Raw genomic sequence first — 16,792 nt, 5'->3', positions numbered from 1 at the left:
ATCATGAGTCATTTGGCATACCGTTTATTCAGGGCAGTGGGGTGTATCGCCGCACTGCTGACTTTTACCACAGAGAGCGCCATGGCCAATTCCTTGCTGTTGATGAGCCCCGCACAACTGGCGGGCAGTTGGACGTTTTACCTGCAGGGCGATGCAAAAGAGGCCTGCAAGGTGCAGTTGATTGCCGAACATAAAACCTTCAGTGCGCAAGTGAAGTGTTTGAAAACATGGTTGGGCGAAGTGCCAAAAAGTTGGTCACCAACACCGGACGGTCTGTTTCTGATGGGCGAGGATGGAACAGCACTGGTGCATATGAACCGGATTGAGCCCGGTCACTATGAAGCAAAGATCAAACCCGAAACAGTGTTGGTGATGGTGCGTGGCAATCATTAAGTTGTACTGAAATTGTAACTTCAATCGCGCGAGGCTGGGCGCCCCCTGTTAGGAGCGGCGCAAGTGCGCCTGTCAGTTTTATTTATGTGCGAAAGCCGTACTTATCGATCAAGGACGATTCATGAGGCGATTGAAAAACAGCACCGTTGCGCCGTTGATACATGCACTGGCTGACTATAAGAGCATTCTGGTCAGCGTGGGCTGCTTTACTGCCCTGATCAATATATTGATGCTGGTGCCATCGATTTACATGCTCCAGGTGTATGACCGGGTACTGTCGTCACAGAACACAACAACGCTGGCCATGCTGTCATTCATGGTGGTGGGTTTTTTCATCTTTATCGGGATGCTTGAAACGGTCCGCAGTTTTATTGTGATCCGCATCGGCAGCCAGCTGGAGCGCAGGTTCAACCAACAGGTGTACCGCGCCGCGTTCGAGCGCAACCTGTTCAGCGGCCAGGCCCACGCCGGGCAGGCATTGGGGGATTTGACCCTGATCCGCCAGTTTGTCACCGGTCCGGCGCTGTTCGCCTTCTTTGATGCTCCGTGGTTTCCCGTCTATTTGTGCGTGATCTTTCTGTTCAGTCCCTGGCTCGGTCTTATGGCGACGTCTGGGGCACTGCTGCTCATAGCCCTGGCGTGCATCAATGAGGTGATGACGCGCAAGCCCCTGAGCCAGGCCAGCCTGTACTCCCAACAATCCAGCCAATTGGCTACCAGCCACCTGCACAATGCCGAGACCATTCAGGCCATGGGCATGCTGGGTGTGTTGCGTCAACGCTGGTTTAACCTGCATTCGCGATTTCTGGCCGAGCAAAACAAGGCCAGTGACACCGGCGCAGTGATTGGTTCGGTGAGTAAAACCTTGCGCTTGTGCCTGCAGTCACTGGTGCTCGGCCTGGGTGCCTTGCTGGTGATCAACGGTGATATGAGCGCGGGCATGATGATTGCCGGTTCGATTTTGATGGGCCGTGTGCTGAGCCCCATCGATCAGTTGATCGCTGTCTGGAAGCAATGGAGCTCGGCAAAGTTGGCCTATCAACGCCTGGACAGTCTGTTGCGCGAGCATCCGCCCAGTGAAGACAACATGCAGCTGCCAGCCCCCATGGGTCAGGTGAGCTTTGAACAGGTCAGTGCGGCACCGCCGGGACAGCGCCTGCCCACCTTGCATCAGGTCAGCTTTAGCCTCAATGCAGGCGAGGTGCTCGGTGTGCTGGGCGCGTCGGGTTCGGGCAAGTCGACCCTGGCGCGGGTGCTGGTAGGCGTCTGGTCGACGCTGGCGGGCACGGTGCGCCTGGATGGCGCGGACATTCACCAGTGGAACCGCGATCAATTGGGCCCACATATCGGCTACCTGCCCCAGGATATCGAGCTGTTCAGCGGCAGCATTGCCGAGAATATCGCCCGCTTTCGTGAAGCAGATCCCCGGCAGGTGGTCGCTGCGGCGCAGCAGGCCGGGGTTCACGAGATGATTTTGCGTTTGGCGCAAGGTTACGACACGGTTCTGGGTGACGAGGGCAGCGGCCTGTCGGGCGGGCAAAAGCAGCGGGTCGCTCTGGCGCGTGCCTTGTATGGCAATCCGCGGCTGGTGGTGCTGGATGAACCCAACTCCAACCTCGATGCCGTCGGTGACGCAGCCCTGACCCGGGCCATTGCTCACCTCAAGGCGCAGGGCTGCACCGTGGTGCTGGTGACGCACCGTTCGGCGTCGCTGGCCCAGGCCGACAAACTGCTGGTACTCAATGAAGGTCGCTGCCAGGTGTTCGGGCCAAGTGCCGAGGTGCTCAAAGCCTTGTCCGCGGCCCAGCAGCAACACGCCGCGCCGCAGGCGGCCAGTATCAACCGTCAGAGTGCTGAAGCATGAGCAAGGACGCTGGATTGATGAATGACCACAATCAACCACCCGTGCGCGAGCGCGGGGCGGGATTTTACGTGCGGGCAGGCTGGGTGCTGACCCTGGTCGGGGCGGGCAGCTTTTTTCTCTGGGCCAGCCTTGCACCGCTGGACGAAGGCATACCGGTACAGGGTACGGTGGTGGTCTCGGGCAAGCGCAAGGCAGTGCAGTCGTTGGGTGCCGGAGTGATGAGCCAGATTCTGGTGCGCGAGGGCCAGACAGTACGTCAGGGCGAGGTATTGTTTCGACTGGACCAGACCCAGGTTGAAGCTGACGTGCAATCCTTGCGCGCGCAGTACCGCATGGCCTGGGCCAGCCAGGCGCGCTGGCAAAGCGAGCGTGACAACCTGGCACGGGTGAGTTTTGCGCCGGAATTGAGTCTGGACCCTGACCCTCGGCTGGCCCTGGTACTGGAGGGGCAGCAGCAGTTGTTCAGTAGCCGGCGCGAAGCCTTTGCCCGTGAACAGGCCGGGCTCAAGGCCAGTGTCGAAGGCGCAACCCGGCAACTGGACGGTATGCGTCGTGCGCGCAGCGATCAAATAGCGCAGGCCGACTCCCTGCGCCAGCAGTTGAGCAACCTGCGCCCCCTGGCTGAAAAAGGGTATATCCCGCGCAATCGCCTGATGGAATACGAGCGGCAGCTGTCACAGGTGCAGCAGGATCTGGCGCAGAACGCCGGTGAAAGCGGGCGTATCGAGCAGGGTATTGTGGAGTCGCGGCTCAAACTGGCGCAGCACATCGATGAATATCAGAAGGAAGTGCGTAGCCAACTGGCCGATGCCCAGCTCAAAACCCTGACCCTGGAGCAGCAACTGACTTCGGCCGGGTTTGACCTGCAGCACAGTGAAATCTCTGCGCCAGCTGATGGCATCGCAGTCAACCTCAGCGTGCATACCGAAGGCGCGGTGGTGCGGGCGGGCGAAACCCTGCTGGAGATCGTGCCGCAGGGCACCCGCCTTGAGGTCGAGGGACGCCTGCCGGTGCATCTGGTGGACAGGGTGGGCAGCCAGTTGCCAGTGGATATTCTGTTTACGGCATTCAATCAAAGCAGCACACCGCGTGTGTCGGGGCAGGTCAACCTGGTTTCCGCCGACCAGTTGCTCGATGAAAAAACCGGCATGCCGTACTACGTGCTGCGCAGTTCGGTGAGTGATCAGGCGCTGGAGAAACTCAACGGGTTGGTGATTAAACCTGGCATGCCGGCCGAGATGTTTGTACGCACGGGCGAGCGCTCGCTGCTCAATTACCTGTTTAAACCGCTGCTGGATCGCGCAGGGTCTGCGTTGACTGAGCGCTAGGATGCTGCAATTTATGAAAACAGTTTCGATGTTGGGCCTGGGCCTCGCGCTGTGGGCAGGCCTCGCAGCCAGCGCACAGGCGCTGGGGCCGTTTCAGGTATATGAACAGGCCTTGCGCAATGATCCCGAGTTCCTCGCCGCCATCAAGGCGCGGGACGCGGGCCTGGAGAGTCGTAATATTGGTCGTGCCGGGCTGCTGCCCAAACTCTCGTACAACTACAACAAAGGCCGCAATAACTCCCAGGCCACCTATTTGAATGAGCGTGGCAATACCCACGACGACCGCAACTACAACAGTTATGGCTCGACCTTGACCTTGCAGCAGCCATTGATCGATTACGAGGCGTACGCCAATTACCGTAAAGGCGTGGCCCAGTCGCTGTTTGCCGATGAGACATTTCGCAGCAAAAGTCAGGAACTGCTGGTGCGGGTGCTGACCCATTACACCCAGGCGTTGTTTGTGCAAGACCAGATCGACAATGCCCGGGCCAAGAAAAAAGCCTATGAGCAGCAGTTTCGGCAAAACGAGCACATGTTTCGCCAGGGCGTGGGCACCCGCACCGACATTCTTGAAGCCGAGTCGCGTTACGAGCTGGCCACTGCCGAGGAAATCCAGGCCCATGACGAACAGGATGCGGCCTTGCGCGAGCTGGGCGCGTTGATTGGCGTGGCCACCCTGGATATCGATGAGCTGACGCCATTGACCCGCAGTTTCAGCTCATTGCCGCTGGAACCGGGGAGTTTCTCGAGCTGGCATGAAATGGCACTGGAGAGTAATCCGATACTGGCGTCGCAGCGTGAGGCGCTGGAAGTGGCAAGGTACGAAGTTGAGCGCAACCGGGCAGGGCATCTGCCCAAACTCAATGCCTATGCCAGCGTGCGAAAGATGGAATCCGACAGTGGCAACACCTACAACAGCGCTACGACACCAACACCATCGGCATTGAAATCAGTGTGCCGCTGTATGCAGGGGGCGGGGTGTCGGCCTCGGTGCGTCAAGCCAGCAGCAATCTGGCCCAAGTGGAGTACGAGCTGGAAGGCAAAACCCGTGAAACCCTTATCGAACTGCGACGCCAGTTCAATGCCTGCCAGTCGGGCGTGAGCAAACTACGGGCTTATCAAAAAGCGCTGATTTCAGCCGAGGCGCTGGTCGTATCGACCCGTCAGAGCATTCTGGGCGGGGAGCGGGTCAATCTCGATGCGCTAAACGCCGAGCAGCAGCTGTACAGCACGCGGCGTGACCTTGCGCAAACCCGTTACGACTATCTGCTGGCCTGGACCAAGCTGCATTTTTACGCAGGCACCCTGGGCGCGCAGGACCTGGCACGGGTCGATGAAGCGTTTATCGCGCCGGGGCAAGCATATTGATTTGATCAACGAAGAGAGAAAAACCATGGCAGTGTTTGACTACAAGGATGTGGGTTCCAGCGTATCGGCAACACAGTTCAAGGATGCGATGGCAATCATGCTGTACAGCTATCACAACCTGGACAACGGCTTTGCCGTGGGTTACCAGCAACATGGCCTTGGCACCGGGCTGCCTGCCACACTGGTCAAGGCCTTGCTCGGCGGTACCGATGCCCAAGGGGTAGTGCCGGGGATTCCCTGGAACCCCGATTCGGAAAAGCTTGCCCGCGAGGCGGTCGAAAAAGCCGGGTGGACCCCTATCAGTGCAGAACAGTTGGGCTACACAGGCAAAGTCGATCAGCGCGGGACTTTTTTTGGTGAAAAAGCCGGCTACGGCACTGCCCAGGTGGAGATCCTCGGCAAGTACGCAGCCGATGGCCAACTGACTTCCATCGGTATCGGTTTTCGCGGCACCAGCGGACCGCGTGAGTCGCTGATTAGCGATTCCATCGGCGATGCCATCAGCGATTTGCTGCAGCGATCGGGCCTGCCGATTACGCTAAAAACTACAGCGCCAACGCGTTTGACATGCTCCTGGGCAAAGTGGCGACCTTTGCCAGCGCGCAAGGGTTGAGCGGCAGCGACGTACTGGTCAGTGGCCACAGCCTTGGCGGCCTGGCCGTCAACAGCCTGGCAGACCTGAGTGGCGATCATTGGGCGGGGTTTTATCGCGACTCAAAGTACATAGCCTTTGCTTCACCCACCCAGAGCGAAAGCACCGACAACGTGCTCAATATCGGCTACGAGAACGACCCGGTGTTCCGTGCCCTCAATGGTTCGGATTTCAATCTGTCGTCGCTGGGCGTGCATGACGCGCATCAGCCATCCGCCACCAACAATATTGTCAGTTTCAATGATCACTACGCTTCCACCGCGTGGAATCTGATGCCCTTTTCGATTGCCAATATTTCGACCTGGATCACCCACTTGCCCAGTGGCTATGAAAGCGGCATGACGCGGATTTTCGACTCGGCGTTTTATGACCTGATCGAAAAGGACTCGACCATTGTGGTCGCCAACTTGTCCAGTCCGGCACGGGAAAACACCTGGGTCCAGGACCTCAATCGCAACGCCGAACCGCACAAGGGCAGCACCTTTATCATAGGCAGCGACGGTAATGACTTGATTCAGGGGGGACGCGGCAATGACTTCCTGGAAGGTCGCGACGGCAATGACACCTTCCGTGACAGTGGCGGCTACAACATCATTCTGGGTGGCAAAGGCGTCAATACGCTGGACTTGCAACAATCGTTGAGCCGCGTGGATGTGGTCAATGACGGGCAGGGCGCCTTGTATGTGCGCGATAGCCACGGCGGGATCACTATTGCCCGTGATATCAGTTTCCTGATAACCGAAGAGCCCGCCTGGCTGGGCCTGACCCACCGCGAAGTCAGCCATCGAGTTGATGATCAGGGGCTGTGGGCCGGCAAAGACCGCAGTGATTACACTCACTCGGTCAAGGCAGGGGCTGCGGACAGTACCCTCACGGCCGGTGAGCAGGGTGACTGGCTGCTGGGGCAGGGCGGCAACGATCACTTGATCGGTTTGCACGGCAATACGGTGTTTGTTGGCGGCGCAGGCAATGACCTGCTGGAGTCGGCAGGCGGTAATAACACCTTTGTGTTCAGCGGCCATTTTGGCAACGACACGCTGCTGGGCTACCAGCCCAGTGACAAGTTGGTATTCCTGGGGGTGGATGGTGGCTACAACGCGGACTACCGGGCCCATGCCAGCGCGACGGGGCATGACACCGTGCTCAGCTTTGGCAGCGACTCGGTGACCCTGGTGGGTGTAGGGCTGGCCTCCCTAGCGAGCACGGACATTGTCATCGCCTGACGGCGAGTTGCAAGGGGCAAGCTTCAAGCGTGCTGCTTGTCACTTGCCGCTTGCGGTTGCCTCTAAACCTTAAACTGACGTAACAGCCCATTGAGCTGCACGCTGAGCTCCTTGAGGTGGGCACTGGCAGCGCTTGATTGCTCTGCCGCCAGGGCGGTGCCTTGGGACAGTTCGGCGGCCTGGGTCACATTCAGGTTGATGTCTTCCACGACATGGGCCTGTTGCAGGGTAGCGCTGGCTATCGAGGCATTGAGGTCGTTGAGGTTGCTCAGGGCCTGGCCGATGCTGGTCAGGCTCTGCCCGGCCTGGGTGGCCTGTTCGATGGTCAGCTGGGAGGCGCGACTGCTGCTGCCGATCACGTTGACGGCGGCTTCCGAGTGTTTTTGCAGGCCTTCGATCATGGTCTGGATTTCGGCCGTGGATTTTTGCGTGCGCTGGGCCAGTAGTCGAACTTCGTCCGCCACCACCGCAAAACCCCGACCCTGCTCACCGGCGCGGGCTGCTTCGATCGCAGCGTTGAGGGCCAGCAGGTTGGTTTGCTCGGCAATCGAGCGGATCACTTCAAGCACGCTGCCAATTTCGCTGCTTTGCGTGGCCAGGGTGCGGATCACCTCGACGGCCTGATGGATGGTGGCAGACAGCTGGCCGATCTGTTCCAGGCTGGTATCGATATTCTGCTGTCCAAGCTCGGCTTGTGACTGCGCACCGCGCATTTCGCTGGCCGCGTGCTCGGCGTTTTTCGCCACATCTTGCACGGCGTAGGTGACTTCGTTGATCGCCGTAGCCACCTGATCCATTTGCAGGGCTTGCTGCTGGCTGCGCTGTTGCGCGGCGCTGGCGTCACTGCCCAGTTCCGTGGAGGACTGATCGAGTGCCGTGGCAGTGGCCTGTAAATGGCTGATCACATTGCGCAGCTTGGCGGTAAAGGCATTGAAATGATGGGCCAGTAAAGTGACCTCATCACGGCCGTGGGTATCCAGGCTACGGGTCAGGTCGCTTTCACCGCTGGCAATATTGGCCATGGCCTGCACGGCCTCTTGCAGCGGTCGCACGATGCTGCGAGCAATCAGGGTCACCAGCAGCGCCATGATCAACGCGATGCCAAGACCAGCCCAACTGGCTTTCCAGGCTTGAGCGCGGAACTCGGCCTGCATGTCGTCGATATACACGCCCGAGCCTATTACCCAGCCCCACGGCTCGAACAGTTGTACATAAGAGGTTTTTTGCACAGGCGCTTCGGCGCCCGGTTTTGGCCAGCGGTAGTCCACCATGCCCGAACCTTTGCTTTTGGCCAGGCTGGCCATCTCGTTGAAAATCGCAAAGCCGTCCGGGTCCTTGATGGCCGACAGGTCTTTGCCATCGAGTTTGGGGTTGGTGGGGTGCATGACCATATAAGGGCGCAGGTCATTGATCCAGAAATAGTCATCGTGGTCATAGCGCAGCTTGCTGATCACGGTCAGCGCTTGCTGTTGCGCGGCTTCACGGCTCAAGCTGCCGGCAGCTTCCAGGCCCTGGTAATAGTTGAGCACCCCGCTGGCCGCTTGTACCACGTGCCGGGTTTTCTGGGCTTTGCCTTCATACAAATCGTCATGTATCTGTTTTAGCATCAGCAAGCCCAACGCCAGCAGCATGGCCATGGCCACAATCAAGATCAGCCATAAACGTCGGCTGATGGACAACCCGCGCAGGGTATTCATAAAGGCTCACTCCTGGTTTTTCTTCTTGTGGTGATTCACAGAACAACTTTTTTCAGACTTGCCTGTCAGACGAGACCGAGCTCATGTCATAGCAGCGAAAGTGGAACGTGTCTGATAGGATCTCGGCCGAAATTGGCAAAGCTTCATCTTTATTGATTTCTGACAGTTTTTTCACAGCGCGCCGAGGAGCATGTCGCACTTTTGGCCTGCTCCGGGGCTGTGGCTGCAACACCTTAATCAAGACTAATCAGCTCTGCATGAGGCAGGGCTTTATGGGGGAATAATGGATCTTTGGACTGCCGCTCAGGCGTTGATTTTGGGCGTCGTTGAAGGCTTGACGGAGTTTTTGCCGATCTCGAGTACGGGCCACCAGATTATTGTGGCCGACTTGCTCAACTTTGGCGGCGAGCGGGCGATGGCGTTCAACATCATCATCCAGCTGGGTGCGATTTTGGCTGTGGTCTGGGAGTTTCGCCGCAAGATCATCGATGTTGTCGTTGGTTTGCCCACCAAGCCCGAGGCACGTCGTTTCACCACCAACCTGATTATCGCGGTGATGCCGGCGGTGGTGCTGGGGGTGATTTTTGCCGATGTGATCCACGAGTACCTGTTCAACCCGATTACCGTGGCCACGGCCCTGGTGATTGGCGGTGTGATCATGCTGTGGGCCGAGCGCCGCCAGCATGTGATTCGCGCTGAAACCGTGGACGACATGACCTGGAAAGACGCAGTTAAAATCGGCTTTGCCCAGTGCCTGGCGATGATTCCCGGCACTTCGCGCTCGGGTTCGACCATTATCGGCGGCCTGCTGTTTGGTCTGTCGCGCAAAGCGGCCACCGAGTTCTCATTCTTCCTGGCCATGCCGACCATGGTCGGTGCTGCGGTTTACTCCGGCTACAAGTACCGTCATCTGTTCCAGCCTGACGACCTGCCGGTCTTCGCGATCGGTTTTGTCACCTCGTTTATCTTCGCCATGATCGCAGTACGCGCCTTGCTGAAGTTTATTTCCAATCACAGCTATGCCGTTTTTGCCTGGTATCGTATTGGTTTTGGCCTGTTGATCCTGGCCACCTGGCAGTTCGGCTGGATTGACTGGACGGCAGCTGCAGCGTGAGGAATGGGCATAACGGCGCACCGGTGCGTGGCTTGAAACTCAAGTTGCTGGTATTGCTAGTGCTGTGCGCCTTGCCGATGGGTGGCTCGGTGAGCGTGTTGCTCACCGGGGGCAGCCCGCTGCCGTTGCTGGCCTATGCAGTGGCCAGCCTGCTGGCGTTCGGCCTGTACCGCTACGACAAGCAACAGGCCGCGGCTGGTCAGTGGCGCACGCCGGAGAAAGTCTTGCACGGGGTTGAGCTGCTGGGCGGTTGGCCAGGGGCACTGGTGGCGCAACAAATGTTTCGCCACAAAACCCGCAAATTGTCTTATCAGCTGTTGTTCTGGTTGATTGTGGCTGTGCATCAGGTGGTATGGATCGACGTCCTGTTCCTGAACAGGTCGTTTCTCCCGCTGTTGCGGTTACAGCAGTAAACCGATCTGACGTTTTTTCGCCAGTTTTCCCACCACCAGTTGGTGGGAACGGCGCAACAGGTCCTGCAGCTCTTCAGCGCCCATCGGATAAGGTGCTTGCATATTGATCCAGTACGCTCGCGCCAGATAAGGCGACGGGCGTATACCCGGCCGATCGATGTAGCCCAGAAACAGTTCTTTCTCGACCTTGAACGAAAGCCCGTTGCTGTTGAGGTTGAACAGGGCAAACATCTTGCTGTCGTCGATAAAAAAAACCTCGACCCCACCCCATTTCACTGCTTCCTGAGCGCCCGGCAGGTTTCGGCAGAATTCGGCTACATCCTGTTTGGTCATTGCGGTCATAGCAGTTTGTCTCCACAGCTTTCGAATGACTCAACCAGGTGGTCGATCCAGGCCCGCACGGCCGGTATCACCCCGCGTCTGTGGGGGTACACTGCGTGCAGCCAGCCACCGGGCAGGGTCCATTTGGGCAATAGTTGAACAAGCTGGCCGTCTTGCAGTTCCTGCTCGCAATACATCATGGGCAACACGGTGAAACCCAGGCCGGCCAAGGTGCAAGCTTTGCGCACGATAAAATCGTCAACCCCCAGGCGTGCTTCAAGCACCAGGTTGCAACCCTTGCCGTGCTCGTCGAGCATGCGCAAGTGAACCATGCGATCGGCCTCGAGCGCGCCCAGCAGCGGGATTTTTTTCAGGTCTTCAGGGCTATCAACCGGCCAATTACGGGCAAACTCGGGGGTGGCTACCATCACGGTGCGGGCCTGACGCAGGCGCCGCGTGACCAGCGACGGGTCTTCATCGCCTTCTTCGCGCACCCGCAAGGCCACATCGATGCCGTCGGTGACCAGATCGACGCGACGGTTGAGCAGGTTGACCTCCAGCTGCACCAGGGGATAGGCCTGCAGAAAGGAACTGATCACCCCGGGCATAAATTCATGGGCCAGCCCCACGGGGCACGACACACGCAAGGGGCCGCGTGGCTCGCTGGACATGCTGGCAACGGCTTCGTCGGCCATTTCGGCTTCCAGCAACATGGCCTGGCAATGGCGCAGATAACGCTCGCCCACAGCGGTCAGCTTGAGCTGACGTGTGGTGCGCTGCAGCAAGCGGGCGCCCAGACGCTCTTCAAGTTCGGCCACGCGCCGCGACAGACGTGACTTGGGGATGCCCAGCAATCGTCCGGCAGCAGCGAAGCCACCGGATTCGACCACCTTGGCGAAATAGTAAAGGTCGTTAAGGTCTTGCATGGCGTGCTCACTGTCCTGCAGGTGGGACGAACTATCGCATAATGGCCAACTTATCGTCGATTGCTTTCATTGGTAGTATCCCCTCCATCGAGATCGCCCAGAGGCGGTCATCATCTGGAGATCACCATGAAACTGTTGCATATCGATTCGAGCATTCTGGGCGACAACTCGGCATCCCGTCAGTTGAGCAGCGAAGTGGTCAAGGCATGGCAGGCTGCTGATCCACAAGTAGAGGTCAGCTACCGCGACCTGGCCGCTGAAGCCATTGAGCATTTCTCGGCCGCTACCCTGGTGGCTGCCGGTACTCCGGCCGAGCTGCGTGATGCGGCACAAAAACACGAAGCCCAGTTGAGTGCTGACACCCTGGCCCAGTTTCTCGCGGCTGACGCGGTGGTGATTGCAGCGCCGATGTACAATTTCACCATTCCAACCCAGCTCAAGGCCTGGATTGACCGCATCGCAGTTGCTGGCCAGACCTTTCGTTATACCGAAGCCGGCCCTGTAGGGCTGTGCGGCAACAAGAAAGTAGTAGTGGTATCGACCTCCGGTGGCCTGCATGCGGGTCAGGAAACCGGCGTAGCTCACGAAGATTACTTGAAAGTGATGCTGGGCTTCATGGGCATTACCGACGTCGAATTTGTCCGCGCCCACGGCCTGGCCTATGGCGACGAGGTACGCAGCAAAGCCATGAGCGATGCACATGCGCATATCAAGCAGGATCTGTTCAGCGCAGCGTAAGCAATCTCAGGCGCAGCACTGTCTAAACTCTGTATTCTGGTCTTTGTAAAAGGATCGGGGTACGGAGTTTTTTGCGTCTGGCCCGGGTTGTGCAGAGTGTGATGCTGTCGAGCAATGCACCGTTGAAGGTGAGCCTCCATGATGCGTCTGTGTGCGGTACTGGTGTTGTTGATCGCAGGTTGCCCTGTCATGGTGCAAGCTGAGCCCGTATACCCCTGGAGCGTGGGTTTTCATCGCCTGAGCTTTCTCGATCCGCTGGACGATCAGCCCATGCGCGCCATTGCCTTTTATCCTTCCACGGATCCCGAAGGCGTCAGCAAGATGGGCAGCTACGAAGTGCAAGCCACCGAAGGCGCGAAAATCGCCATGGGCCGTTATCCGCTGCTGATGCTGTCCCATGGAAACACCGGCACGCCACTGGCGTTGCATGACCTGGCCACCTCATTGGCGCGCAAGGGGTTTGTAGTAGTCGCCGTGCTGCACCCTGGCGACAATTACAAGGATCACAGCCGTCTGGGCACACTGAGTAACCTTTATGGGCGGCCGATGCAAATATCTGCTGCACTCAGCGCGACTCTGGCCGATCACGGTTTGTCACCCTATGTGCAAGACGATCAAGCAGGGGTCATCGGTTACTCGGCAGGGGGCGAAACGGCGTTGATCCTGGCCGGCGCCCAGCCTGACCTGGATCGACTGCGCCGCTATTGCCAGGAACGCCCTGAAGACCGTGATGCCTGTACTACCAAGGGCGAGTTGATCGCCGATCGTGATGACTTGGTAGCTGTCTCGGACCCTCGCGTAAAAGCCCTGTTGCTGATGGCGCCTTTGAGCCTGATGTTCGGCCGGCAAACCCTGGCTGATGTGAATGTGCCTGTGCTGCTGTACAGCGGTGACAACGATCAGTTGGTGTTTCCCGATAAGAATGCCGATGCCCTGGCGCGCAAGCTGCCCGTGGAACCTGAGTTCAAGATGATCCCCGGTGCCGGGCACTTCGTCTTCATGGCGCCCTGCAGCGACGAGCAAATGGCGGTTATGCCCGGTTTATGCACGGATGCTCAAGGGGTTGATCGAGAAGACATCCATCGTGACCTGATTTATGAGGCGGGGAGGTTTTTCAGCAAGGTCCTGGAACCTGCAGCACAGGGCAGAACCGCTTCAACCGACCACCAGACTTGCCCTGTTGGCCGGTTGGGCGCTCGCCACTGTTAGTTCTATTTTTGCGCGGCTTCAAGTTGTTTGATACGCGCATCCATTTCGCGCACTGATTCGATCAGGGGGGCGACAAGTTTCTCGTAGTCGACGCGTAACTGATTGTTATCCTCGCGCACCAACTGCGGATAAACTTTTTGTACGTTTTGGGCAAGAACGCCGATATCTTTACGGCCACCGTCCTTCCAGTCGAAAGTTACGCCCTGAATTTGCAGTAACGTGTCAGTGGCATTTTTCATTGGCTGAATATTGGTTTTAAGGTTCGCATCACTGAACGGGCAGCACGGCCATCCCGGCGGGAAGTCATAAAAATCTTTGGACTCCGCGTGGGCTGTTGCTTGCAGGCCCATGAACAAAAAAGGTACTGCCATTATCGTTAGATACTTTTTCATATGATACTCTGCAGTGTTATCCAAAATAATTGGTATTACAGCGCAGAAAATAATATCCCTAAGTGCTCTTCGCACAATGATGGCTAAACGATTTAACTTTTTCCGATTATTACTGAGCGTAATCAGTTCGCCATGTCAGAAGAAGTTTTAACGCGTTTTTCGGTTTGACAACCAAACGCTCAACAGTAATCCCAGAATGCACATCACCGCTGCACTGAAGAATATCCACGGGTACCCCATGTTCAGCGCAATAACCCCCATGATCGGCCCCGCGATGGCCAGTGCCAGGTCAAAAAACACGGCATAGGCACTTAACCCGGCGCCGCGGCTGGAAACAGGCACTTGCTTGACCGCTTCGACACCCAGGGCCGGGTACACCAGGGACAAGCCAAAGCCGGTCAACCCTGCCCCTGCCAGGGCAAATGCGGTGCTGGGTGCCAGCCACAGCATGACCAGCCCCAGCGTTTCGATGCTCATGCAGGCAATCGCCACGTTGTAGCCACCAAAGCGGCTGATGCTGTTGGTAAAGATCAGGCGGCCCAGGATAAAACACACACCAAATACTGACAGGCAATACGCAGCCCCGTCCCAGCCCTGGTCAATATAAAACAGGGTGATAAAGGTGGTCAGCGTGCCATAGCCAATAGAGGCCAGGGTCAGGCTGATGCCATAGGGAGCAATCAGGCCAAACACTGACCAAAAGGGCAGGCGCACGCCAGCGACCGCCGGGATTGCCGGTTTTTTGCGAATCAGCCCCAAGGCTGCCAGCGCCAGCAGCAACAGGGTTACACCCAGCATGGCAAAGCCCAGCCGGTCGACCATCACCACGCCCAGAGGCGCGCCAATGGCGATCGCGCCATAGGACGCAATGCCATTCCAGCCGATAGCTCTGGCGGTATGTTGAGATCCCACCTGGGCAATGCCCCAGGTGATGGTGCCGACACCGATCAGGCCCTGGGCAATGCCGAGAAATACCCGGCCGACAATCAAAACGCCCAGGCTCAACAGTGGCCAGTCTTGCAGCGCTACGGCCAGGGACGTGAGCACGCCGCTGATGGCGATGCCGGTCAAGCCATACACGATGGCGGGCTTGGTGCCGATGCTGTCGACCAGTCGCCCGGCTGAGGGGCGGCTCAGCAGGGTGGCCAGATACTGCGACGCAATGGCCAGCCCTGCGACGATCGCACTGAAGCCCAGTTGGTCATGCACATAGCTCGGCAAAACGGCTATCGGCAAGCCAATACAGATAAAGGCAATAAAGGTGTAGAACACGATCGACAGGATCTGCAGGGTGATCGACAGGGAGCTTGCAGGGGAAGGGTGTTGCGCGGGCATTAGCGGGGAGTCCGGCTGGCGATCGGTAACCGACATGATGGCGCGGCCCCGGGATAAAAGAAAGCAGGCTAACGGTAATATTGGCCCACGCACACAGCCTGTGGGAGCGGGCTTGCTCGCGATAAAGGCGCTGCGCTGTATCAGGCCTCACGCGAGTGGCTAAAGGCCAGAAACGAAAAACCCCATCACCAGGACGGGGTTTTCGTTATAGCTGATCAGGCAGTGCCTGAATCAGAACGTAACGCCCTGGCTGCGCAGGTAGTCATCGTAGGTGCCGCTGAAGTCGATCACGCCGCTTGGGCTCAGCTCGATAATACGAGTGGCCAGGGAGGATACGAACTCACGGTCATGGCTGACGAATACCAGGGTGCCCGGGTAGTTCTCGAGTGCCAGGTTCAGCGCCTCGATGGATTCCATGTCCAAGTGGTTGGTCGGTTCGTCCATGACCAGCACGTTGGCCTTTTGCAGGATCAACTTGCCGAACAGCATGCGACCTTGCTCACCACCGGAAATAACCTTGACCGACTTGAGGATGTCATCGTTGGAAAACAGCATGCGGCCCAAAGTACCGCGCACCATTTGTTCGCCCTGGGTCCATTGGCCCATCCAGTCGAACAGGGTCATGTCGTCTTCGAAATCGTGAGCGTGATCCTGGGCGTAGTAGCCCAGTTCGGCGGCTTCAGTCCACTTCACCGTACCGGCATCCGGGGTCAGTTCGTTGACCAGGGTGCGCAGCAGGGTGGTTTTGCCAATACCGTTCGGGCCAATGATCGCAACGCGCTCGCCGGCTTCAACGGTGAAGCTGAAGTCCTTGAACAGAGTCTTGCCATCAAAGCCTTTGGCCATTTGCTCGACAATCACAGCCTGACGGTGCAGCTTCTTGTTCTGCTCGAAGCGAATGAACGGGCTGACACGGCTCGAAGGCTTGACCTCGGCCAGGGTGATCTTGTCGATTGCCTTGGCGCGGGAGCTGGCCTGCTTGGATTTCGAGGCGTTGGCCGAGAAGCGGCTGACGAACGCTTGCAGTTCGTTGATCTGCGCTTTCTTCTTGGCGTTTTCCGACAGCAGTTGCTCGCGCGACTGGGTCGCGACGGTCATGTACTCATCATAGTTGCCCGGGAACAGACGCAACTCGCCGTAGTCCAGGTCAGCCATGTGGGTGCACACGCTGTTCAGGAAGTGACGGTCGTGGGAGATGATGATCATCAGGCTGTTGCGCTGGGTCAGAATGTTTTCCAGCCAGCGGATGGTGTTGATATCCAGGTGGTTGGTGGGTTCGTCGAGCAGCAGTACTTCAGGATCGGAGAACAGCGCCTGAGCCAGCAATACGCGCAGTTTCCAGCCTGGCGACACTTCGCTCATCGGGCCGAAATGCTGCTCGATACCGATACCCAGGCCCAGCAACAGCTCGCCGGCACGGGATTCGGCGGTGTAACCGTCCATTTCAGCGAACTCGGTTTCGAGTTCGGCTACGGCCATGCCGTCTTCTTCAGTCATTTCCGGCAGCGAATAAATGCGATCGCGCTCGGCCTTGACCTTCCACAGCTCTTCGTGACCCATGATCACGGTATCGATCACGGTGAATTCTTCGTAGGCGAACTGGTCCTGGCGCAATTTACCCAGACGCACGTTCGGCTCCAGCATGACCTGGCCGCCGGACGGCTCAAGGTCATCACCGAGGATCTTCATGAAGGTGGACTTGCCGCAACCGTTGGCACCGATCAGGCCGTAGCGGTTACCGGCGCCAAATTTTACTGAAACGTTCTCGAATAGCGGCTTTGCGCCGAACTGCATCGTGATATTTGCTGTGGAGATCAAT

The 16,792-nt window shown here is 58.0% G+C and carries 13 protein-coding genes and 2 pseudogenes; 9 read left to right on the top strand and 6 right to left on the bottom strand.

The window, feature by feature from the left end:
* The first annotated feature begins 3 nt into the window (after window positions 1-3).
* The 5 genes and pseudogenes from HBN79_RS03920 (at window position 4) to HBN79_RS03900 (ending at window position 6,828) form a co-directional block, all read left to right on the top strand.
* A complete protein-coding gene (locus HBN79_RS03920) occupies window positions 4-393 on the top strand; it encodes an AprI/Inh family metalloprotease inhibitor (protein WP_095018535.1) in 390 nt (129 codons plus the stop codon).
* 121 nt (window positions 394-514) lie between these two features.
* The gene (locus HBN79_RS03915; protein WP_095038913.1) at window positions 515-2,257 is read left to right on the top strand and encodes a type I secretion system permease/ATPase; all 1,743 of its coding nucleotides are present in this window, start codon (window positions 515-517) and stop codon (window positions 2,255-2,257) included.
* Window positions 2,254-3,585 carry an HlyD family type I secretion periplasmic adaptor subunit gene (locus HBN79_RS03910; protein WP_095000153.1) on the top strand — a complete coding sequence of 444 codons (1,332 nt, stop codon included), beginning with the start codon at window positions 2,254-2,256 and terminating at the stop codon, window positions 3,583-3,585. Before HBN79_RS03915 ends, HBN79_RS03910 begins: the two co-directional genes overlap by 4 nt.
* 13 nt (window positions 3,586-3,598) lie before the next feature.
* Window positions 3,599-4,953, top strand: a pseudogene (locus HBN79_RS03905) (TolC family outer membrane protein).
* Between the two features lie 25 nt (window positions 4,954-4,978).
* A pseudogene (locus tag HBN79_RS03900) lies at window positions 4,979-6,828 on the top strand (polyurethanase).
* A 62-nt stretch (window positions 6,829-6,890) separates the two neighbouring features.
* On the opposite strand, the gene HBN79_RS03895 reads toward HBN79_RS03900, so the two are convergent.
* Window positions 6,891-8,525 carry a methyl-accepting chemotaxis protein gene (locus HBN79_RS03895; RefSeq protein ID WP_095018538.1) on the bottom strand — a complete coding sequence of 545 codons (1,635 nt, stop codon included), beginning with the start codon at window positions 8,523-8,525 and terminating at the stop codon, window positions 6,891-6,893.
* Window positions 8,526-8,808: 283 nt separating this feature from the next.
* On the opposite strand from HBN79_RS03895, the gene HBN79_RS03890 reads away from it, so the two are divergent.
* Together HBN79_RS03890 and HBN79_RS03885 are read left to right on the top strand one after the other, a co-directional pair.
* Window positions 8,809-9,639 (top strand): undecaprenyl-diphosphate phosphatase, encoded by an 831-nt coding sequence (locus HBN79_RS03890; protein ID WP_095019896.1) that lies wholly within the window; start codon window positions 8,809-8,811, stop codon window positions 9,637-9,639.
* 77 nt (window positions 9,640-9,716) lie between these two features.
* Entirely contained in the window at window positions 9,717-10,052 is a 336-nt protein-coding gene (locus HBN79_RS03885; protein WP_262372268.1) for a DUF1294 domain-containing protein, read from the top strand.
* Here HBN79_RS03885 and HBN79_RS03880 read toward each other — a convergent pair.
* Both HBN79_RS03880 and HBN79_RS03875 read right to left on the bottom strand, forming a co-directional pair.
* Entirely contained in the window at window positions 10,041-10,385 is a 345-nt protein-coding gene (locus tag HBN79_RS03880) for an MmcQ/YjbR family DNA-binding protein (protein ID WP_095018561.1), read from the bottom strand. The genes HBN79_RS03885 and HBN79_RS03880 overlap by 12 nt on opposite strands.
* A 5-nt stretch (window positions 10,386-10,390) precedes the next feature.
* Window positions 10,391-11,299 (bottom strand): LysR substrate-binding domain-containing protein, encoded by a 909-nt coding sequence (locus HBN79_RS03875; protein ID WP_095000157.1) that lies wholly within the window; start codon window positions 11,297-11,299, stop codon window positions 10,391-10,393.
* Between the two features lie 126 nt (window positions 11,300-11,425).
* On the opposite strand from HBN79_RS03875, the gene HBN79_RS03870 reads away from it, so the two are divergent.
* Entirely contained in the window at window positions 11,426-12,037 is a 612-nt protein-coding gene (locus HBN79_RS03870; protein WP_095000158.1) for an FMN-dependent NADH-azoreductase, read from the top strand.
* A gap of 138 nt (window positions 12,038-12,175) precedes the next feature.
* Window positions 12,176-13,246: a dienelactone hydrolase gene (locus HBN79_RS03865; protein WP_169916326.1), complete on the top strand. Its 1,071-nt coding sequence runs from the start codon at window positions 12,176-12,178 to the stop codon at window positions 13,244-13,246.
* 2 nt (window positions 13,247-13,248) lie between these two features.
* Here HBN79_RS03865 and HBN79_RS03860 read toward each other — a convergent pair whose 3' ends face one another.
* The 3 genes from HBN79_RS03860 to HBN79_RS03850 all read right to left on the bottom strand — a co-directional run bounded on the left by HBN79_RS03860 (window position 13,249) and on the right by HBN79_RS03850 (window position 16,791).
* On the bottom strand, window positions 13,249-13,638 hold the full coding sequence (locus HBN79_RS03860; RefSeq protein WP_095000160.1) for a tail fiber domain-containing protein: 390 nt from the start codon (window positions 13,636-13,638) through the stop codon (window positions 13,249-13,251).
* A gap of 147 nt (window positions 13,639-13,785) precedes the next feature.
* Entirely contained in the window at window positions 13,786-14,973 is a 1,188-nt protein-coding gene (locus HBN79_RS03855; protein ID WP_095000161.1) for an MFS transporter, read from the bottom strand.
* Between the two features lie 231 nt (window positions 14,974-15,204).
* On the bottom strand, window positions 15,205-16,791 hold the full coding sequence (locus HBN79_RS03850; protein WP_029611422.1) for an ABC-F family ATPase: 1,587 nt from the start codon (window positions 16,789-16,791) through the stop codon (window positions 15,205-15,207).
* Window position 16,792: the final 1 nt, after the last annotated feature.

The organism is Pseudomonas sp. WS 5051, assembly GCF_012985715.1.
Lineage (GTDB): Bacteria > Pseudomonadota > Gammaproteobacteria > Pseudomonadales > Pseudomonadaceae > Aquipseudomonas > Aquipseudomonas bubulae.
This window is presented reverse-complemented; position numbering and strand designations above follow the sequence as displayed.